General features: G+C 75.8%; 16 protein-coding genes. 3 read left to right on the top strand and 13 right to left on the bottom strand.

The genetic code is table 11. The annotated features are described in order from the left end of the window. Positions 1-53: 53 nt before the first annotated feature. The 11 genes from ACFOY6_RS09335 to ACFOY6_RS09285 form a co-directional block, all read right to left on the bottom strand. Positions 54-1,217: a DegT/DnrJ/EryC1/StrS family aminotransferase gene (locus ACFOY6_RS09335; RefSeq protein WP_379650318.1), complete on the bottom strand. Its 1,164-nt coding sequence runs from the start codon at positions 1,215-1,217 to the stop codon at positions 54-56. A 55-nt stretch (positions 1,218-1,272) separates the two neighbouring features. Then, positions 1,273-2,757, bottom strand: coding sequence for a nucleotide sugar dehydrogenase (locus tag ACFOY6_RS09330; protein ID WP_379650316.1), 1,485 nt, complete (start codon positions 2,755-2,757; stop codon positions 1,273-1,275). 1 nt (position 2,758) lies between these two features. After that, entirely contained in the window at positions 2,759-4,714 is a 1,956-nt protein-coding gene (locus ACFOY6_RS09325; RefSeq protein WP_379650314.1) for a polysaccharide biosynthesis protein, read from the bottom strand. Between the two features lie 80 nt (positions 4,715-4,794). Continuing rightward, a complete protein-coding gene (locus ACFOY6_RS09320) occupies positions 4,795-5,994 on the bottom strand; it encodes a glycosyltransferase (RefSeq protein ID WP_379650312.1) in 1,200 nt (399 codons plus the stop codon). Next, positions 5,994-7,106 (bottom strand): non-hydrolyzing UDP-N-acetylglucosamine 2-epimerase, encoded by a 1,113-nt coding sequence (gene wecB / locus ACFOY6_RS09315; RefSeq protein WP_379650310.1) that lies wholly within the window; start codon positions 7,104-7,106, stop codon positions 5,994-5,996. The genes ACFOY6_RS09320 and wecB overlap by 1 nt, the downstream gene beginning before the upstream one ends. Beyond that, positions 7,103-8,350, bottom strand: coding sequence for a glycosyltransferase family 4 protein (locus ACFOY6_RS09310; RefSeq protein WP_379650308.1), 1,248 nt, complete (start codon positions 8,348-8,350; stop codon positions 7,103-7,105). The genes wecB and ACFOY6_RS09310 overlap by 4 nt, the downstream gene beginning before the upstream one ends. A 2-nt stretch (positions 8,351-8,352) precedes the next feature. Then, a complete protein-coding gene (locus ACFOY6_RS09305) occupies positions 8,353-9,573 on the bottom strand; it encodes a DegT/DnrJ/EryC1/StrS family aminotransferase (protein WP_379650306.1) in 1,221 nt (406 codons plus the stop codon). Between the two features lie 83 nt (positions 9,574-9,656). Beyond that, entirely contained in the window at positions 9,657-10,277 is a 621-nt protein-coding gene (locus tag ACFOY6_RS09300) for a sugar transferase (protein ID WP_109515724.1), read from the bottom strand. Continuing rightward, positions 10,270-11,496, bottom strand: a complete 1,227-nt coding sequence (locus tag ACFOY6_RS09295) for an O-antigen ligase family protein (protein WP_379650303.1) — start codon at positions 11,494-11,496, stop codon at positions 10,270-10,272. Before ACFOY6_RS09295 ends, ACFOY6_RS09300 begins: the two co-directional genes overlap by 8 nt. Then, positions 11,493-12,344, bottom strand: coding sequence for a hypothetical protein (locus tag ACFOY6_RS09290; protein WP_109515726.1), 852 nt, complete (start codon positions 12,342-12,344; stop codon positions 11,493-11,495). Before ACFOY6_RS09290 ends, ACFOY6_RS09295 begins: the two co-directional genes overlap by 4 nt. A 27-nt stretch (positions 12,345-12,371) precedes the next feature. Beyond that, a complete protein-coding gene (locus ACFOY6_RS09285; protein ID WP_379650300.1) occupies positions 12,372-14,126 on the bottom strand; it encodes a heparinase II/III-family protein in 1,755 nt (584 codons plus the stop codon). A 79-nt stretch (positions 14,127-14,205) separates the two neighbouring features. Between ACFOY6_RS09285 and ACFOY6_RS09280 the strand changes: the two genes are divergently transcribed. Further along, positions 14,206-16,932 carry an SLBB domain-containing protein gene (locus ACFOY6_RS09280; RefSeq protein ID WP_379650298.1) on the top strand — a complete coding sequence of 909 codons (2,727 nt, stop codon included), beginning with the start codon at positions 14,206-14,208 and terminating at the stop codon, positions 16,930-16,932. Positions 16,933-16,994: 62 nt separating this feature from the next. On the opposite strand, the gene ACFOY6_RS09275 is transcribed toward ACFOY6_RS09280, so the two are convergent. After that, positions 16,995-17,186, bottom strand: a complete 192-nt coding sequence (locus tag ACFOY6_RS09275) for a hypothetical protein (protein WP_379631890.1) — start codon at positions 17,184-17,186, stop codon at positions 16,995-16,997. A 105-nt stretch (positions 17,187-17,291) separates the two neighbouring features. Between ACFOY6_RS09275 and ACFOY6_RS09270 the strand changes: the two genes are divergently transcribed. Continuing rightward, the gene (locus ACFOY6_RS09270) at positions 17,292-17,741 is read left to right on the top strand and encodes a GNAT family N-acetyltransferase (protein ID WP_379631888.1); all 450 of its coding nucleotides are present in this window, start codon (positions 17,292-17,294) and stop codon (positions 17,739-17,741) included. Between the two features lie 13 nt (positions 17,742-17,754). Here ACFOY6_RS09270 and ACFOY6_RS09265 read toward each other — a convergent pair whose 3' ends face one another. Next, positions 17,755-18,810, bottom strand: coding sequence for a metal-dependent hydrolase (locus ACFOY6_RS09265; protein WP_379650296.1), 1,056 nt, complete (start codon positions 18,808-18,810; stop codon positions 17,755-17,757). 141 nt (positions 18,811-18,951) lie between these two features. On the opposite strand from ACFOY6_RS09265, the gene ACFOY6_RS09260 reads away from it, so the two are divergent. Continuing rightward, a complete protein-coding gene (locus ACFOY6_RS09260) occupies positions 18,952-19,710 on the top strand; it encodes an HpcH/HpaI aldolase family protein (RefSeq protein WP_109515731.1) in 759 nt (252 codons plus the stop codon). Positions 19,711-19,719 lie beyond the last annotated feature (9 nt).

Here is a 19,719-nt window from a genome sequence, read left to right as displayed (position 1 = left end):
AGAACAGACAAAGTCTTTTTGCTTCTTTATTCTTCAGAAAAAGAAGGTTTCTACTACTTCACCCCTTCGATCACCGCCGCCACGACACGCTCGAGCTGCCCCTCATCCAGATAGGGATGCATCGGCAGGGAGAGGATGCGCTGGCAGAGCGCCTCGCTCACCGGCAGGGGCGGCGCCTGGCGCAGCCCTTCGGCATGGGCGGCGGCATAGGCCGGCTGGCGATGCAGCGGCTTCGGATAGTAGATGGCGCTGGGCACGCCCCTCGCCTGCATCGCCGCCTGCGCGCGGCTCCGCGCCTCGGCATCCGGCAGCAGGATGGAATAGAGGCCCCAGGCGCTCTCCGCCCCCGGCATCTCGCCCGGCACCACCACATGCCCGGCGAGGTGCTGGCTGTAATAGCGGGCGACACGGGCGCGGTCCTTCAGCTCCTGCTCCAGCAGCGGCAGCTTGCAGAGCAGGATGGCGGCCTGGATGGTGTCCAGCCGGCCGTTCATGCCGGTGCGCTCCACCTCGTAGCGGGTGCGGCCCTCGCCATGGGTGCGGAGCGAGCGGTAGAGCTCGGCGCGGCCGGCATCGTTGGTCAGGATGGCGCCGCCATCGCCGTAGCAGCCCAGCGTCTTAGTCGGGTAGAAGCTGAGCGCCGCCGCATCGGCCCACTGGCCCAGGCGCTTGCCGTGCAGCGCGGCGCCGAAGGCCTGCGCGGCGTCATCGAGCGCGAACATGCCCTCGGCGCGGCAGATCTCCTGGATCGCCGGCCAGTCGGCGGGGCGGCCGAACAGGTCGACGCCCACCACGGCGCGCGGGCGCAGCCTCCCTTCCGCCTTCACCAGCGCGATGCGGTGCTTCAGGTCGGCGAGGTCGATGTTGAAGCCGTCCTCCGCCACATCGACGAAGACCGGCGTGGCGCCCAGCACCAGCGGAACCTCGGCGGTGGCGGTGTAGGTGAAGGCGGGCAGGAACACCGCGTCGCCACGGCCGATGCCCTCGGCCATCATGGCGATCTGCAGCGCATCCGTGCCGGAGGAGACGCCGACGGCATGGGCGCAGCCGGCGAACTCGGCCAGCTTCGCCTCCAGCTCGCGCACGTCCGGGCCGTTGATGAAGGCGCCGCTGTCGAGGATGGCGGCCACGCGGCGGTCGATCTCGGCACGGATCAGCGATTGCTGCGCCTTCATGTCGAACAGCCCGATCGGGCGCGGGGAGGTGTCGGCGTTCATCGGTGGGCGTGCTCCGTCATCCGCGGGCCATGGGCCACCCCCTGGCGGGGGCGCCTCAGGCCTGAATGACGCGGTGATAGGCCGGTTCCGCCTGCGGAGGGAAATCACCGCGCGTTTCAAAGGGCAACGTGCCGGGCGGCAGGGCGCCGTCCGGCTGCACGGCGGCGTCGCGGTAGACGCCGCGCGTGTCCACCACCAGCCGCGCCGCCGCGCGCAGCGCCGCGAAGTCGATGCCCGGCTGCGGCGTGACGATCAGCACCGCGTCCTGCGCCGCGACGAAATCCGGCGCCAGCGCCTGGCTCTCCAGCCGCAGCGGCCCGCCGCGCGCGCCGCGCTCCAGCGTGAAGCGGGGCACCAGCGGGTCGTGATAGGCGAGGCTGGCGCCGCGCCCGTCCAGCAGCCGCAGGATCTCGGCCGCGGGGCTCTCCCGCGTGTCCGGCACGCCGGGCTTGTAGGCCAGCCCCACCAGCAGCAGCCGCGCGCCGCGCAGGGCGCGGCCGCGCGCATCCAGCGCATCCCGCAGGCGGGAGACGACATAGCCCGGCATGGCGTCGTTCACCCGGCCGGCCAGCTCGACGAAGTCGCTCGGCACGCCCAGCTCGCGCGCCTTCCAGGCCAGGTAGTAGGGATCGACCGGGATGCAGTGGCCGCCGAGGCCGGGGCCGGGGCGGAAGGGCATGAAGCCGAAGGGCTTGGTGGCCGCGGCGTCGATCACCTCGTGCACGTCGAGGCCGAGGGCGTGGCTGATCCGCTTCAGCTCGTTGACGAGGCCGATGTTCACGGCGCGGAAGACGTTCTCGTAGAGCTTGGCCAGCTCCGCCGCGCGCAGCGAGGAGAGCGGCACCAGCCGCCCCGCCGCCACCGGCCCGTAGAGCGCCCGCCCCACGGCGAGGCAGGCGGGGGTGGCGCCGGCCAGCAGCTTCGGCACCCGGCCCACCGTGCCCTCCGGGTTGCCAGGGTCCTCGCGCTCCGGGCTGTAGAGGGCGAAGGCGTCGATGCCCGGCGTCAGCCCGGCGGCGCGCAGCGCGGGCAGCACGTAATCCTCGGTGGTGCCGGGATAGGTGGTGCTCTCCAGCGCCAGCACCTGGCCGGGGCGCAGATGCGGCCGCAGCGCCGCCAGCGCCGCCGCCACCGGGCCGAGATCCGGCTCCTTGTGGCGGCCGATCGGCGTCGGCACGCAGAGGACCAGGGCGTCGCACGCCCGCGCCCCCTCCAGGCCGGTGCTGGCGGCGATGCCCGCCGCCGCCACCCGCGCATCCTCGATGCCGTGCACCGGGCTGCGCCCGGCGGCGATGGCCGCCACCTTCCCCGCGTCGATGTCGAAGCCCGAGACGGGGAAGCCGCACTCGGCGAAGCGCAGCGCCAGCGGCAGGCCGGCATAGCCCAACCCCACCACCCCCACCCGCGCCGTGCGCGCGGCGATCCGCGCCACCAGCGCCTCGGCGACGAGGCCGGATATTTCCCTCTCCCAGCCCGGAACGGAGCGTTCCGGCGAATCCACCAGCGCGGCAGCGGCGCCGAAAGGGGAGAGGGCCGTCATGTCAGGTCCTGGTCACGGGGGGCGCCCCCGGGTTGTGGTCGAATTCGGGGACCATCTCGGCCAGCCGGGCGAGGGCGGGCTTGGCCGCCCCCTGGCGCGCGGCGGTGGCGATGGTGTCGATCGCCGCGCCCACGGCGCCGGCATCGGTGGTGCGGGGCGTGGCCACGAGCAGGCCGGCGAACCGCGTCGGCCGCGGCGGCTCCTGGCCGTGGAACAGCTCCTCGTAGAGCTTCTCGCCCGGGCGCAGGCCGGTGAAGCGGATCTCGATGTCCTCGTCCGGCCGCAGGCCGGCGAGGCGGATCATGCGCCGCGCCATGTCGACGATCTTCACCGGCTTGCCCATGTCGAGCACGAAGATGCCGCCATCGGCCAGTTCGGGCGGCTGGTCCTGCCGTTCCCCGGCGCCGACGACGCTGGCCTGCAGCACCAGCCCCACCGCCTCGCGCACCGTCATGAAGTAGCGGCGCATGTCGGGGTGGGTGACGGTGAGCGGCCCGCCGCGCTCGAGCTGGCGGCGGAACAGCGGCACCACGCTGCCGGTGGAGCCCAGCACGTTGCCGAAGCGCACCGTGACGCAGCGCATGGCCTGCCCCTGGCCGCCCGCGCCGCTCCGCGCCTGCTTGTCCAGCGCCTGGCAGTACATCTCGGCCAGGCGCTTGGAGGCGCCCATCACGCTGGTCGGGTTCACCGCCTTGTCGGTGGAGATGAACACCATGGCGCGGCAGCCCACGGCGCGCGCGGCGTCGGCGATGATGCGGGTGCCGAGCGCGTTGGTGAGCAGCCCCTCCAGCGGGTCGTTCTCCACCATCGGCACGTGCTTCAGCGCGGCGGCGTGGAACACCAGCTCGGGCCGCACCTCGGCCATCAGCGCGGCGACGCGCGCGGCGTCCCGCACATCGGCCAGCATGGCGCGGCGCGGCACGCCGGGGTGGCTCTCGGCCAGCTCCAGGTCGATCGAGTAGAGGGCAAACTCGCCATGGTCGAGCAGGGTGAGCTGCGCCGGGCCCAGCGCCGCCACCTGCCGTGCCAACTCGCCGCCGATGGTGCCGCCCGCGCCGGTGACGAGCACGCGCCGCCCCTGCACCAGCCGCGCCATGCCCTCGCGGTCCAGCGGCACCTGCGGGCGGTCCAGCAGCTCCTCGATCGCCACCGGGCGCAGGTCGAAGCGGCGGCTGGCGGCGGGGGTCTCGCGCCGCGCCGGGTCCAGCGCCGTCAGCCGCGGGGCGCGCTTGACCAGCACGCCATGGCGGTCCGCCACGTCCAGCAGGGACTCCAGCTCCGGGCCCTGCAGGTCGGGGTCGGCCAGCACCAGGGTGGCGGGGGGGCGGCCCTCGGCGCGCAGCCGGTCCAGCACCTCCGCCGCCTCCTCGAAGCCGCCGAGGATCGGGTAGCCATGGATGCGCCGCCCCGCCGCGCGCGGCCGCCGCGCCAGGATGCCGACGACGCGGTAGCCCGGGCTGCGCTGCTGCAGCAGGGCGCGGATGAAGAGGTCGGCGGCATCGCCCGTGCCGACCAGCAGCACCGGCTGGGCGGGCTGCGCCGCCGCCAGCCCCAGCGAGCCGTTGGTGCGCCGCTCCTGCCGCAGCCGCCCCACCACGCGCGGCGCCAGCAGGGCAGCCGCCTGGGTGCCGGCATGGATCAGCGCGAAGGCCGCGTTGTCCGGCCGCCAGGCGCCGAGCAGGGCGAGGCCGAGGGTGAACAGCACCGCGCCGCCCACCCCGGCGCCGACCACGGCGACGAGATCCTTCAGCGCGGCGAAGCGCCAGTATTGCTGCGGCAGCCGCACCGGCAGGCCGGCCAGCAGCAGCGCCGCCACCGCGCCCGGAATGGCGCCCAGCCACCAGAGCGGCGGGGGCGGCCAGCCGCCGGGCGAGGCCATCCAGACGGCGAGCGGCAGGGCGAGGGCGGCGAGCAGCGCGTCCAGGCCAAGATTCAGCAGAATGCGGGTGAGGGCCATGAGGGCCGCGTATAGGCCCCGGCCAGGGGTGGGTGAAGCGCCGCCCTGCACGCGGGCGCGCGGCAGGGCGTGCAATCCGTTCACGGCAGCGGCGCCAGCCGCCGGTAGAGCCCGACGAGCCGCTCCGCCTCGCCCGCCCAGCCATAGCGGCCGAGGGCGGCGGCGCGGCCCCGCGCGGCCATCCCGGCCCGGCGCGCGGGGCTCTCCAGCGCGGCCACGGCGGCGGCGATGCCTTCAGGGTCGGCGCTGTCCACCAGCAGGCCGTTGCCGGCATCCTGGATGATGGCGGCCACCTCGGTGGCGAAGGCGGGGGCGATCACCGGCAGACCGGCCAGCATGCAGTCGAACAGCTTGTGCGGCAGGGCCAGGCGGTGGTTCTCCACCCCCGGCTGGAACAGCACCAGCCCGATATCGGCGGTGGCGGCCTCGGCCAGGGCGGCATCATGCGGCATCCAGCCGCGCCATTCCAGCCGCTCCGTGAGCCCCAGCGCCGCGGCGCGGGCGCGGAAATCGGCCTCCGAGCCATCGGTGAAGCGGCCGATCAGCCGCAGCCGCGTGCCGGCCGGGCAGAGCGCCAGCGCGTCCAGCATGGTCATCGCGCCGCGCGCCCGTCCCAGCGCGCCGAGATGCACCAGCGTCAGCGGCCCGTCCGCGTGCCGGCGTGGCGCGATGGACGCGGCGGCGGCGTAGTTGCGCACGGGGATGGTCTCGGGCGCGGTGGCGAAATCGGCGTCCAGCCCGTCCTTGGCCACCACCACCGCATCGGCGCGGCGGGCCATGGCGCGGCAGGCCAGGCGCAGCGCCGCCCGGCCGAGCGGGCGCAGCGGCGCCGGCAGCCGCCCATCCAGCCGGGAGGGATAGTGCTCGTGCACGTCCAGCACCACGCGCGCGCCGCTCTTGCGCGCCGCCAGCAGCGCGGCCAGCCAGGCATCCGGCTCGCTGGCGTGCAGCACCGCGGCGCCGGTGGCGCGCGCCTGCCGCGCCAGGGCGGGAATGCCCAGCAGCCGGCCGCGCCAGCCCGAGCCCCGCCGGTAGCGGCGGATCGCCACCCCCGCATGCCGCTCCGGCGCCGCCTGCGCCTCGGCGGCGGCCGCGCCGGCAGCCATAGGCGCCGCCGCGCCGGAAGCCATAGGCGCCGTCGCGCCGGGGCAGAGATGCATCACGCGCCAGCCGGCCTCCGCCAGGGCGGCACCCTCCTTGCCCACGACGCGCAGATCGGCCGGCGGATGGGCGGCGGAGAGCATGCACACCAAAGGGGCGGGCCGCCCGGCGGCCGGCATCAGGCCACCTCGCGCAGATGCGGCGCCAGCGTCTCGGCCAAGTGCGCCACCATGCGCGCCCCCGCCCGGCCATCCCAGAGCGGGATCGGCCGCGCCGCCGGCCAGTGCCCGGCGAGCACGGCGGCCACCGATTCGGCCAGCCGGTCGGGCGGCACCAGGCGGTTGGAGCCGGCCTCCAGCGTCACCGGCCGCTCGGTGGAGGGGCGCAGCGTCAGGCAGGGCAGGTCGAGGGCCGTGGCCTCCTCCTGCACGCCGCCGCTGTCGGTGGCCACCAGCCGCGCCCGCGCCAGCAGGCCGAGGAAGTCGAGATAGCCCAGCGGCGGCAACACCCGCACGCCGCGCGGCAGGGCGAGCCCCGCCTCCTGCATCCGCTTCGCCGTGCGCGGGTGCATCGGCCACACCAGGGGCAGCGCCGCGGCGGCCACGCCCAGCGCCGAGAGCAGCCGCGCCAGGACCGCCGGATGGTCCACATTGGCGGCGCGGTGCAGGGTGACGACGCCATACTCCTCCGGCACCAGCCCCTCCGGCAGCGGCCGCGCGCGGGCGGCGGGCAGGCGGGCCAGCAGCGTGTCGATCATGGCGTTGCCGACGGCGCGCACCGCGCCGGGGGCGTGGCCATCCGCCAGCAGCCGCGCGGCCGTCGCCTCGTCCGGCGCCCAGAGCAGGTCGCTGACGGCATCGATGGCGCGGCGGTTGATCTCCTCGGGCATGTCGCGGTCGCCGCAGCGCAGCCCGGCCTCCAGATGCGCCACCGGGATGCCGAGCTTGCGCGCCGCCAGCGCGGCGGCCAGCGAGCCGTCGACATCGCCGGCGACCACCACCATCGCCGGGCGCCAGGCCGACCAGAAGCCGGCGCAGGCCATCATGGTGCGGCCGGTGACGGCGGCGTGCCCGCCACCGCCGGCGATGCCCAGCGCATGGTCGGGCTGCGGCAGGCCGAGATCGGCCAGGTGGGTGCCGAACATCGCCGGGTCGTGGTGCTGGCCGGTGTGCAGCAGCAGCGGCCGGCACAGGCCGGGGCGCGCCGCCAGGGCGTGCCACAGCGCCGCCAGCTTCGGCAGGTTGGGCCGCGCGGCGGCCACCAAATGCAGCTCGGAGAGGGAATTGCTCATGCGGCGGCCAGCGCCTCCAGCGTGGCCGCCGGCGCCGCGGCCTCCTCGACGATGCCGGCGAACTGGCTGGCCAGCAGGCGGCGGTCCCAGCGGCGCACCGCCTGATCCCGCGCGCTGCGGCCCATCGCCTGGCGCAGGGCGGGGTTGTCCGCCATCCAGCGCAGCGCCTGGGCCATCGCTGCGGCATCGCCGGGGGGAGTGGCGATGCCGCAGGGGCCCTCGGCCAGCAGCCGGGCTGCGCGGCCGGAGAGATTGGCCACTACCGGCAGGCCGGCGGCCAGGTAGTCCATCAGCTTGTTGGGCGCCGTCCACTCGGCGAATTCCGGCACTGGCGCCAGGCACTGCACGCCGAGCTGCGCGCCGGCCAGCAGCGAGGCCAGCTTCCGCTTCGGCATGGCGGGCAGGAAGGTGACGTTGTGCAGCCCGCGCTCCGCCGCCTGCGCGCGCAGGCGCGGCTTCTCGCCGCCCTCGCCCACCAGCAGGATGCGGATGCGCCGCTCGCCCCCGGCGCGCAGCAGGGCGGCCGCCTCGAGCAGCGAATCCAGCCCGTTGGCGCGGCCATGCGCGCCGGCATAGACGGCCAGCACCTCCCACGGCGCCACCTCCGCCGGGCGCCAGGGGGCGACCTGCGGGCCGAACAGGTCGAGGTCGCAGCCATTCGGCACCACGTGCACGCGCTGGGCCGCGGCACCGCGGCCCAGCGCCGTCTCGGCCATGCCCTCGCTCAGCGCCACCACGGCGGCGGCCTGGCGGCAGGCGGCGTCGGCCAGCCTCTCCATGCCGGAGAGCGCCCAGCCGGGCACGCCCCCCAGGGCGCGCGGCAGCTCCGGCCACGGGTCGCGCATCTCGTAGAGGAAGGGGGTGCCGCGCAGCCGCCGCGCCAGCAGCGCCGGCAGCACCACGGTGAGCGGGGTGGAGCTGGCCACCACCAGGTCCCACCGGCCGCCGAGGGCGAGGCGCGCGGCGCGGGCGGCGTAGCGGCCGAAGGAGAGGCCGCGCCCGCCGAGGCCCTGCGCGTTGCCGCAGCCGATGTCGAACTCGACGATGCGCAGGCCGCGCACCAGCCCTTCCCGCCGCCCGCCACGGAAGGCGCCGGCCAGGCCGGTCACCGCCCCCTCGTAGCGGCCGCAGGCGAGGGTGACGTGGTGGCCGCGCGCCGCCAGGGCATGGGCCAGCGCGTGGCTGCGGGTGGCGGTGGCGCCGGCCGGGCCGGAATAATGCTGGTGCAGGTAGAGGATGCGCATGCTCAGCCCCGGCAGCAGGAGCGCAGCACGGCGATGACGCGGTCCTGCTCCTCGGCGCTCATCGCGCCGCTGGGCAGGCAGAGGCCGCGCTCGAAGAGCTGGTTGGACAGGCCGGCGCCATGGCAGCGTATGCCGCGGAAGGCGGGCTGCATGTGCAGCGGCTTCCACACCGGCCGGCTCTCGATGTTGGCGGAGTCGAGGGCGCGGCGGGCCATTTCCGGCGTGGCGCCGAAGCGGCGCGGGTCGAGCTGGACGACGCTCAGCCAGCGCGTGGCGTGGCCCCATTCCGGCTCCGGCATCAGGCTCAGCCCGGGCAGGCCGGAGAGGCCGGCGGCGTAGCGGGCGAAGACCTGCCGCCGCGCCGCCACGCGCGCCTGCAGCGCGGTGATCTGCGCCAGCCCCACCGCCGCCAGCACCGAGGAGAGGCCGTAGGAATAGCCGGTGGTCTCGTGCTGGTAGTGCGGCGCCACCTCCTTGGCCTGGTTGGCCAGGTGGCGGGCGCGCTCGATCAGCGCCGCGTCGTCCGACACCAGGGCGCCGCCGCCGCCGGCGGTGATGATCTTGTTGCCGTTGAAGGAGAAGGCGGCCAGCGCCGCGCCCTTGCCCACCGGGCGGCCGCGGTAGAGGGCACCCAGCGCCTCGGCGCTGTCGCACAGCACGGGCACGCCCCAGCGGCCGCACAGCGCCAGGATGGCGTCGAGGTCGCAGGACTGGCCGTAGAGATCGACCGGCACCACGGCGCGCGGCAGGCGCCCGCGCCGGGCGGCGGCGCGCAGCTGGCTCTCCAGCACGTCGGGGTCGAGCGTCCAGCTCTCGGCCGAGACGTCGAGGAAGCGGGGGCGGGCGCCCATCTGCACGGCGGGGGCGATGGTGGCGACGAAGGTGAGGCTCTGCGTCCAGACCTCGTCGCCGCGCTCCACCCCGAGCACCCGGTAGGCCAGGTGCAGCGCCGCCGTGCCCGAGGCCACCGCCGCCGCATGCGCGAAGCCGGTGGTCTCGGCCACGGCGCGCTCGAAGGCGGCGGGCATCGGGCCGGCGGGGGCGAGCCAGCCGGAGGAGAGGGTCTGGCTGAGGGTGGCCAGCTCGCCTCCGGCCAGGCTGGGGGGCGAGAGATGCAGCCGCTGGCGTGGCGGCGGCATGTCCTGGCCCCGCCCGGAGAACAGCAGCACCCCCGCCCGACGGGCAGAGGCGTCGCCGATCGATCTGCTCTGGAATGCCACCATCGCTCCGATCACTTTTTTGTGAACATGAGCGTAGCCAATCAAACTCCGGCTGTGGCTTCAAGCCCTAAATTCAACCTCAGGTTCTAAAATTCCGTGGATCTGCCAGCGGCCCTGTGGGTGGCCGGGCTGTCCAGCCGCGGCATGGTGGCGTGGCCGGGCGCGCTCACGCCGCGGCCGGAGAGCAGGATGCGCAGCGTGCCAAGGGCGGCGCGCAGGTCGGCCAGCGCCGTCACGCGCCCGGCGTAGCGGGCATCCAGCTCCAGCCGCTCGGGCCAGGGCAGGGCGTTGCGCCCGGCCGCCTGCGCCGCCCCCGCCAGCCCCGGGCGGACGCGCAGCCGCAGGCGCTGGCGCGGCGTGTAGCGGGGCAGGTAGGCCATGGGCAGCGGGCGCGGCCCCACCAGGCTCATCTCGCCGCGCAGCACGTTGACGAGCTGCGGCAGCTCGTCCAGCGCGCTGGCGCGCAGGCGGCGGCCGAAGGGGGTGAGGCGCTCCGCATCCTCGCCCGGGCCGTCGCGCATGCTGCGGAACTTCAGCAGGGTGAAGGGCCGGCCATCGCGCCCCGCCCGCTCCTGGCGGAACAGCACCGGGCGGCCGAGCGACAGCCGCACCGCCAGCGCCACCCCCAGCAGCAGCGGCGAGAGCAGCAGCAGCAGCGCCGCCGAGAGCAGCACATCCCCGAGTCGCTTGCCGAAACGTTCATACACGGCGGGCTCCCACTCCGATCGAAAGCGCCAGACCCAGGGCGAACCAGACCATCCGGTTGCCGAGGTCGGTCGAGACCATCGCCGCCAGCGCCACCGGCAGCACCAGCGCGGCGATGCGCGCCACGCGCGCCGGCGCCACCTGGCGGCAGCGCAGCAGCAGCAGCAGACCGCCGCCGCCGAAGGCCAGCAGCCACAGCAGCAGGCCGGGCACGCCGCCCTCCGCCCAGGCTTCCAGCAGGTGGTTGTGCGGGTAGAGGCCGCGCCGCTCGCCATGCCCGGCGGCGGGGGTGAAGCCGCCCGTGCCCAGGCCCCAGGGCAGCGTCTCGGCCCCCCAGGCCAGCGCGGCGCGCCACAGGGCGGGGCGGGCGGAGCCTTCCAGGTCGCCCTGGGTCAGCCGCTCCAGCGTGCGCAGGCCGGACGCGGCGTCCTCGTCCAGCAGCAGCGTGGCCAGGGCGGCGGCGGCGCCGAGGGCGGCCAGCGCCAGGCAGCCCAGGGCGCGGCGCGGCGCCCCGGCCGACCAGCAGCGCAGCGCCGGGCCCAGCAGCAGCGCCAGCAGCAGCGCCGCCAGCGCCGTGCGCCCGCCCGGCAGCAGTGAGGCGGCCGCCAGCAGCGCCGTCAGCCCGCCCCAGAGCAGCCGCCCCGCCCAGCCGTGCGACTCGACCAGCCGCACGGCGGAAAGCCCGGCGGCGCAGGCGATGGCCAGCCCGGCGAGCTGGTACTGCACGCGCAGCATGTCGGGGCCGGCGGTGCCGGCCATGCCGCCCAGCACCACCTGCCCGGTGGCCAGCCCCACCGCCACCGACACCGCCACCAGCGGCCCGCTGGCCAGGGTGACGGCCACCGCCAGCCGCCGCGCCCCGGCATCGGCGCCCACCGCCAGCCCGGCCAGCAGCATCACCGGCGCCAGCAGCACCACCTCCGGCAGCTTGGCGGCCAGGATGGCGCGGCTGCCGCTCCAGCTTCCCGCCAGCACCAGCCACAGCCACAGCAGCGCCGCCCCCGCCAGCGGCGGCCCGAGCCCCGGATGCAGCCACCAGCGCCGCGTCAGCCCCAGCACCGCCAGCAGCGGCAGCAGCAGCGCGCCGGCCAGCAGCGTCAGGTCCACCGGCAGGGCGGCGCCGAGCGGGGTGGATTTCAGCGCGCCCGCCAGATGCAGGATGGCGGCGGCGGCGCCCGCCAAGCTGCCCAGCGCCGCGCTGTCGATGCGCGGCGCGCTCACCGCCTCCGCCGCCCCTCCCGGGGCGGGCCGCGCAGCAACACCAGGCAGGCGCCGAGGAAGGCGCAGGCGAGCGGCACCGCCACCGCCAGCATGGCCAGCAGCAGCGGCCGGTTGGGCAGCGAGGGCCGCAGCTCCACCGCCGGGCCGGAGACCAGACGCGCCGCCACCGCGCTGTCGGCGCCGATCACCAGCAGGGCGCGCTGGTGCTGCGCCAGCAGCTCGAACAGGGGGGTGCGCAGGTAGATGTCGCGCTCCTGCGCCAGCCGGGCCTCCAGCGTGGCGACGCGGCGGCGCACCAGCGCCATCAGCTCCTCGCGCACCCGCCGCTCGGCGAAGTCGTGCAGCCGCGCCAGCAGCTCCAGCGCCAGTTCGCGCCGCGCATGCGCCAGCTCCAGCGTCCAGGTGACGGAGGCGAGCGACTGGGTGACGGACAGGCTCCGTTCCAGCCAGCGCTGCGCGTCATCGGCGTCCGGCGGGCGGTCCAGCCCCAGCGCGGCGCGCAGCGGGGCGAGCGGGCCATCGGCGCGCGACTCGGCCAGCGCCTCCGCCAGCGGCGTCTCGCGCAGCAGCATGGCGGTGGCCTCGGGGCTGCGCAGCGCCGCGAGGTAGATGGCGAAATTGCCGCCCGGCCGCGTGTCCAGCAGATTGCCCGGCGCCAGGCTGTTGGCCGAGATCAGGGTGGAGACGGCGATGCCGGAGGTCTCGGCCGGCGCCACCACCGCCGCCGCCACATAGGCGCGCGGCCAGCCGAGGATTAGCGCGGCGCCCAGGCCCCAGCCCAGCAGCACCGCCAGCAGCAGCCAGCGCCAGAGGCGCCATACCCCTCTCAGAAGCTGGTCGAGCGGCATCGCGTCGGTGGCGGGCGGGCCACGGCCTCAGCCCAGCTCGATCTGCGTGGCCAGGCAGGTGATGGGCGCCAGGGCCCGCACGGCCAGCACCGGGCAGGGGCGCACCACGCCATAGGCGGGGCTCTCCCAGCCCTCTTCGAGGGTGATGTGCAGCGGCGCGTCGGTAGTCACCCGCAGCCGGTCCGGGCCTTCCACCCCGCCGGGGCGGAGCCGCCATGCGCCGGGCCCCAGCCGCCAGCGCAGCGTCAGCGCATGGAAGGGTCCGCTCACCGTGTCCAGCACCGTCCAGCTGCGCCCCTCGGCCCGGACCTGGCGGTGATGCCGGTTGCCCCGGCCGTCGCGCAGCGCCGCGCCGTCGGGCAGCGGGCGCAGGCGGGGCCAGCGGGCGAGCAGGAAGCGCGACAGGCGCGGCATCGGCTCCCGCCCGTCGAAGGTGATGGTGTTGTGCGCGGCGGCGGCGGGGAAATAGTCCAGCCACCATTCCTGGCCGGCGGGGGGGTTGTAGGCGCCGGTGCCGGCATCGGTCAGCACCGGGCGGTCGCCGTCCCACAGCTCGAAATGCAGCATGTCGGCCTGGCCGGGGCGGAAGCGCAGCGGGCCGGTGCGCAGCAGGGCGCGCGCCCCCGCCACCGCCCAGCCACGGCTGCCGGTGGCCACCCATTCGGCCGGGCGCAGCGCCGCCGGCAGCCCTTCCGGCAGGCCCAGCCAGCGGCAGCCCGGCTCCTCCGCGAAGCCGGCCGATTCGCCGGCGAACAGGCGCATCGCCCGCTCCACGCTGCCGCGCGCGTCGGCCACGCCGCCGGCCGAGAGATCGGCCAGGGCCGAGCCGTCCTGGTGGCCCAGGGCCGGCAGCGCGCCCTGGGCCGAGACCAGCCGCGCCAGCCAGCGCGCCGCCGCCGCCGCGCGGGCGGTGAAGGGCTCGGGCAGCGGCGGCGCGCCCTGGTGGCGGCGCAGCGCCTCCACCACCGAGAGCACGTCGAGCAGCAGCCGGTGATAGCCGGTGGAGAGCTGGGCGAAGCCGCCATCCGGCGCCACCAGCCGCGCCAGGGCGGCGACCAGCTCCTGGCCGGCACGGCGGGCCATGGCCGCGTCTCCCAGCAGCCAGCCGCAGGCGAGCAGCCCGGCGGGCTCGCTGATGCTGTGGTTGTTGTCCTGCGCCCGGGCATAGGCGCGGGTGGCCAGGATGCGGCGGGCATGCAGCGCCAGCAGGTCGCGCGCCGCCGGGCCGGGGCGGCGCAGCCCGGCCAGCATCAGCGCCAGGGCCAGATGCAGCACGCGCAGCGCCGCCTCCTGCCCGCAGGCCCAGTTCGGCCCGCGGAAGGGCGGGTTGGCGTCGGTCCAGGCGGCAAGGCGCGCCTCCAGCCGGGCGCGGTGGCCTTCCTCCGGCCACAGCCGCGCCGCCTGCACCAGCAGCGGCAGGCAGGCCAGGCGGTTCGCCTCCCAGACCGGGCGCACATCGCCCGGGTTGAACAGGTCCAGCGCCAGGGCCGGCCTGTCGGCGGCGAAAGGGCCATGGCAGACGGCGCCGGGCAGCGACTCCAGCGCGGCCCGCAGCCGGGCCTGCGCCTCCGGCGCCAGAATGGGCGGCGGCGGCAGCGCGGCGAAGCCCAGCAGGCCCACCGGCGGCGGCGGCGCGTCGCGCAGCGCCTGCTGCGGCAGCCCGGCGGCCTGCCGCAGCCGGTGCAACCCGTACTGCGCCAGGGCATGGGGCCCGAGGCGGCAGGCCACGTCCGCCAGCAGCCACATCCGCGACGGCTCAGGATTGCGCGCTTGGATCGCCATGAAGAAGCTGATAATCCAATCATCACTTTTTAGCGAGCATTTCGTGGCCCCGCCTGTTGCGGGAAAAAGGCCCTTCCGCATGCCGCCTTCCGGTGCGCCGTCTCGTCCTCTCCGCTGGCCGGCCCGCCTGACCCGCCTGACGCTGGCGGGCCTGCTGCTGCTGCCCTCCCCCGCCCCGGCCCAGCCCGGCCCGCCCGGCGGCCAGGTGCCGAGCCCGCTGCTCTCGCCCCCCGCGCTGCCCTCCACCCTGCCCGGCGGCATGCCGCTGCCCAGCCTGCCGCCCGCCTTGCAGCAGGACATCCTGCAACGCATCCTGGAGGCCTCGGGCGGGCGCGCCCCGGCGCCTCTCCCCGCCACGCCGCCACTGGCGTCCCCATCGGCCGCCCACCCGTCGGCCGCCCACCCGCCTCCCCCGCCGCCCCCGGCGGCGTCCGCCGAGCCGCTCTCGAACGCCGAGGCCTTCTTCGCCGCGCGGCTCGAGCAGCCGCTGCGGCAGTTCGGCTACGACACCTTCCGCGAGCTGGCCTCGGTGCCGCCCGCACAGGCGGCGCTCGGCACCCTGCCGGACGACTACATCCTGGGGCGGGACGACGAGATCCTCGTCTCCATCCGCGGCCGCACCCGGCAGAACCACGCGCTGCGCATCAGCCGCGACGGCACGCTGCTGCTGCCGGACCTGCCGCCTTTCACCGCCGCCGGCCTCAGCCTCGGCGCGCTGCGCGCCGAGATCGAGCAGCGCGTGGCGCGGGAGCTGGGCGGCTCGGAGGCCTTCGTCTCGGCCGGGCAGCTGCGGCAGATCGGCGTCTTCGTGGCGGGGGAGGTGGTGCGGCCGGGGCTCTACAGCCTGCCCGCCATGGCCTCGGCGCTGGAGGCGCTGGCCCTGGCCGGCGGCGTGAGGAAGACCGGCACGCTGCGCGCCATCCGCGCCGAGGGGCCGCGCGGCAGCCGCGTCATCGACCTCTACGCCGTGCTGGGCAGCGAGCCCGGCGCGCCCGACCTGGCGCTGCGCGAGGGGGAGCGGCTGGTGGTACCGCCGCTCGGCGCCGCCGTGGCCGTGGCCGGCGAGGTGACGCGGCCCGGCATCTACGAGCTGCCCGCCGGCGTCGCCGCCTTGCCGCTCGAGTCGCTGCTGCGGCTGGCCGGGCAGGCGCTGCGCCCGGCCGGCAACCGCTTCCTCCTCCAGGGCACGGATGCGCAGGGCCGCCGCGTCTTCTCCGAGGTGGGCGCCAATGCCCGGCTGCGGCGCGGCGACGCGCTGCTGGTGCAGCCGGGCACCGATGTGGCGGCGGGGCAGGTGCGGCTCTCCGGCCATGTGGCCACGCCGCTGCTGCGCGCCGCCGGCAGCGGCGGGCTGCGCGCCCTGCTCTCGGATCCGCGGCTGGTGAAGCCCGACCCCTATGTGCGGATGGGCCTGGTCTGGCGGGTGGACCCGGCGACGCGGGTGCGCCGCTTCATCCCCTTCGACCTCGGCCGCGTGCTGCAGCGCCAGGCCGACATGCCGCTGCGCGAGGCGGACGAGGTGATCCTGCTCTCGCAGGCGGAGGTGCTGTGGCTGGCCAGCCCGCCGGTGCAGCGCGCGCGGCGCGGCGAGGCGGCCGCCACGACGCCCGGCGCGCCGGACTGCCCCGCCCTGCTCGCCCTCGCCACCGCCGCCCGCGCCTCGCCCGCCCGCTTCGCCCATGCGCGGGGCGCGGGCTTCCCGGATTTCGGCGCGCCGCCCTGCCCGCAGGTCTTCCTCGACCACCCGGCGCTGCTGCCCTATCTGCTCGACCAGTCGGTGCTGATCGCCGGCGAGGCGCGGCTGCCCGGCCTCTACCCGGTCCTCGACGACACCGGGCTCGACCAGGTGCTGGGCGCCGCCGGCGGCGTGACGGACACGGTGGACCTCTCCGCCGTCGAGCTCTCGCGCGAGCCGCTGGAGCAGGCGGGCGCCATCCCGCTCAGCCGCGTGCTGCTCGACCTGCGCAGCGGCAACTTCGCCGCCGTGCGGCTCTCGCCGCGCGACGCCATCCGCCTGCCGCGCGGCTTCGGCGACCGCGACAGCGGCCCCGTCACCCTGGCGGGCGAGTTCGTGCGGCCCGGCATCTACGACATCCGCCGCGGCGAGCGCCTCTCGGAGCTGATGACGCGGGCGGGCGGGCTCTCGCCGCAGGCCTACCCCTATGGCACCGTCTTCACGCGCGAGAGCGTGCGGCAGCGGCAGCAGGAGGGCTTCGCCCGCACCGCGCGCGAGCTGGAGCAGAGCCTGATCCAGGTGGCGGCGGGGCAGGCCATGGCCGGCAGCAAGGCCGGCGGCATGGATCTCGGCGGCGCCATCACGGCGGGGCGGGAGCTGGCCGGCGCGCTGCGCGAGGCGCGCGCCGCCGGGCGCATGGTGGTGGAGGCCAACCCCGTCATCCTCGCCGCGCGGCCGGAGCTGGACGTGCTGCTGGAGCCGGGCGACCTGATCATGGTGCCCAAGCGCCCGAACGAGGTGACGGTGGTGGGCGCCGTGCTGAACCCCGGCAGCCTGCAATTCTCCACCGGCTGGAAGGCGGCGGAATATGTGCGCGCCTCGGGCGGCACGCAGCGCTTCGCCGATGGCGGGCGCGCCTTCGTGGTGCTGCCGAACGGGCAGAGCGTGCCGGCCGGCCTCGGCGCCTGGCAGGCGGGCGGGCCGCCCATCCCGCCCGGCAGCCTCGTCGTCGTGCCGCAGGACCCGAGCCCCTACGAGACCTGGGGCTTCGTGCGCGACCTGACGCAGACGCTGGGGCAGATCTCCATCAGCGCCGCCGCCCTGGCGGTGATCTCCCGGCAGACGCGCTGAGGCGGCTCAGCCCCGGATGCTCAACCCGGGACGCTTAGCCCCGGACGCTCAACTCCGGACGCTCAGCCCCGGCTCCCGCCGGTGCCGCCGGTGGAGCCGGCGCCGGCCGGGCCACCCTGCAGGCCCGGCTCGCCGGGGCGGTAGGCGGGCTTCTGGTCGCGCGGGTCGGGCCGCGCGCCGGGGCGGCCGGGCGTGTGGTTGCCGGGCCGCTCATGGGCGGGCAGCCGCATCGGGTCGGGCTTCTCCTCGGGCATGGCGGGGCTCCTCCTGCTGGGTTCCGCCACAGCAACGCCGGCGGGGCGGGAAGGGCTGCGCGCCCCCCTTCCCCGGGGCGCCGCTTCGGGGCATGGCTGGGCGCCATGACCGAGACTCCCGACATCCTCCGCGCCGCCACGCCGGAGCAGCGCGACGCCTGCCTCGCCATCCGCGAGGCGGTGTTCGTGCAGGAACAGCAGGTCCCGCCCGAGATGGAGTGGGACGAGCACGACGCCACCGCCCTGCATTTCCTCGCCCTGCGGGAGGGCCGCCCGCTGGCCACGGCGCGGGTGGTGTTCCGGGAGGGCGGGCGCGTCGCCAAGATCGGCCGCGTGGCGGTGCGGGCCGAGGCGCGCGGCACCGGCCTCGGCGCCGCGCTGATGCGGGCGGTGGAGGCCGACCCGGCGCTGCGCCGGGTGGAACGCTGCGTGCTGGAGGCGCAGCTCCACGCCATCCCCTTCTACGAGCGGCTCGGCTACGCCGCCTCGGGCGAGGTGTTCCTCGACGCCGGCATCCCGCACCGCTTCATGGCGAAGGCGATGCCGCCCCGCTGAGGGCGGCCGCGCCTCAGGGAAGCTCCGCCTGCTCCCGCCCGGTGGTGATGCCCCGCCACAGCGCGGAGAAGGAGCGCGCATCGGCGGCGGGGCGGCGGGCGAAGATGCGCGCCGCGCCCGGCCGCCCCGCGGCATCCACCGGCACGCTGATGCCCCAGAAGCCGAGCAGGCTCTCGCCCCGCGCGCCGTAGCGCGTGTCGGCGCCCTCCACCACGGCGGCGCCTTCCGCATCGCGCACCCGCCAGGCGACATGCCCCATGGCGAACCACTCCAGCAGCCGCCCCTCCCGCGTGGCGGCCACCGCGTCGATGCGCGGGTCGCGCTGGCGCGGCACCTCGGTCCAGGCGATCGGGCGCGGCGCCAGCATGCTGTGGAAGCCGATGCGGATGCTCTCCGGCGTCTCCGCCACCACCCGGCGGTACCAGGGCTGGAACAGCAGCGGGTAGGCGGTGACATCGGTGGCGGCGATGCCCTGCGCCGCGAGCTGGGCGCGCGCCGCCTCGCGCGTGCGGGCATCGAGGCTCCAGGCGTGCAGCGTGTAGGCGGCGACGAAGAACAGCGCGAGGGCCGAGGCCACCACGCCCCGCCCCGCCCGGCGCGACAGCCCCGCCACCAGCGCCGCCGCCAGCAGCGGCAGGCTGTAGACGGGGTCGATGATCGGCATGGCGTTGATGGCGAAGCGGTGGTCCGAGAAGGGTGCCAGCAGCTGCGTGCCATAGCTGGTGAACAGGTCGATCAGCGGGTGCGTCACCAGCACCAGCACGGAGAGCCAGATCCAGGCGCGCAGCCGGTCCGGGTCGGGCGGGGCGGCGCCGCGCCGGCGCGCCTCCCATTTCGCCAAGCCGAGGCCGATCAGCGGCCCCACCACCGGCCCGAAGAAGATGGAATGCGTCAGCCCCCGGTGGTGGCGCCAGGTGGCGAAGCCGTCCGACACCCAGCCCACCACCACGTCGAGGTCGGGCACCGTGCCCAGGGCGGCGCCCGCCAGCACCACGCGCCGGCCCAGGCCGCGCCGGAATCCGGCCGCCGCCACCGCCGCGCCGAAGAGAGCCTGAGTCACGCTGTCCATGCCGGTCCTGTCATTCCTGCCGCGATCACGCTGCCGAATGTGGTGCGCCAAAGCGCGCTGTGCAGTGCGGCGGTGCGTTGACGCCCCCTCGGCACAGGCATAGCGTTTCGTCTCCGGCGATTTGGAGGAAACGGAATTACAATGCCGAACAAGGTCAAGGATGCCTGGGCGCAGGGCCGCGCCGTGGTCAATGGCTGGCTGGCCATCCCGAATGGCTACAGCGCCGAGGTCATGGCGCAGGCCGGCTTCGACAGCCTGACCGTCGACATGCAGCACGGCGTGCAGGACTACCTCTCCGCCGTCAGCTGCTTCCAGGGCATGCAGCCGCATGGCGTGACGCCGATGGTGCGCGTGCCGTGGAACGAGCCGGGCATCATCGGCAAGGTGCTCGATGCCGGCGCCATGGGCGTCATCTGCCCGATGGTGAACACCGCCGAGCAGGCGCAGCAGCTCGTCTCCTCCTGCCGCTACCCGCCCGAGGGCACCCGCTCCTTCGGGCCGATCCGCGCCGGCATCTATGGCGAGGCCGGCAGCTACTTCGAGACCGCCAACCGCGACATCGCCGTCATCCCGATGATCGAGACCAAGCAGGCGCTCGACAACCTGGAGGCCATCCTCGACGTGCCGGGGATCGACGGCATCTATGTCGGCCCCTCCGATCTCGGCCTCTCGCTCGGCATGGCGCCGAAGCTGGACCGCGACGAGCCGGAGATCATGAAGATCTACGAGCGGCTGCTGAACGAGTGCGGCAAGCGCAACATCGCCGTCGGCCTGCACAACGCCACCGGCGCCTACGCCAAGAAGATGATCGGCATGGGCTTCAAGCTCACCACCATCCTCAACGACAGCGGGCTGATGCTGCAGGGCGCCAAGACGCAGATCGCGGCGGCGCGCGGCTGAACTGGAAAG

Source organism: Teichococcus aestuarii, assembly GCF_042651065.1.
In the GTDB taxonomy this organism is placed as follows: Bacteria; Pseudomonadota; Alphaproteobacteria; order Acetobacterales; family Acetobacteraceae; genus Pseudoroseomonas; species Pseudoroseomonas aestuarii.
Note: the sequence above shows the minus strand (reverse complement) of the source record. Positions and strands in the feature narration are given on the sequence as shown.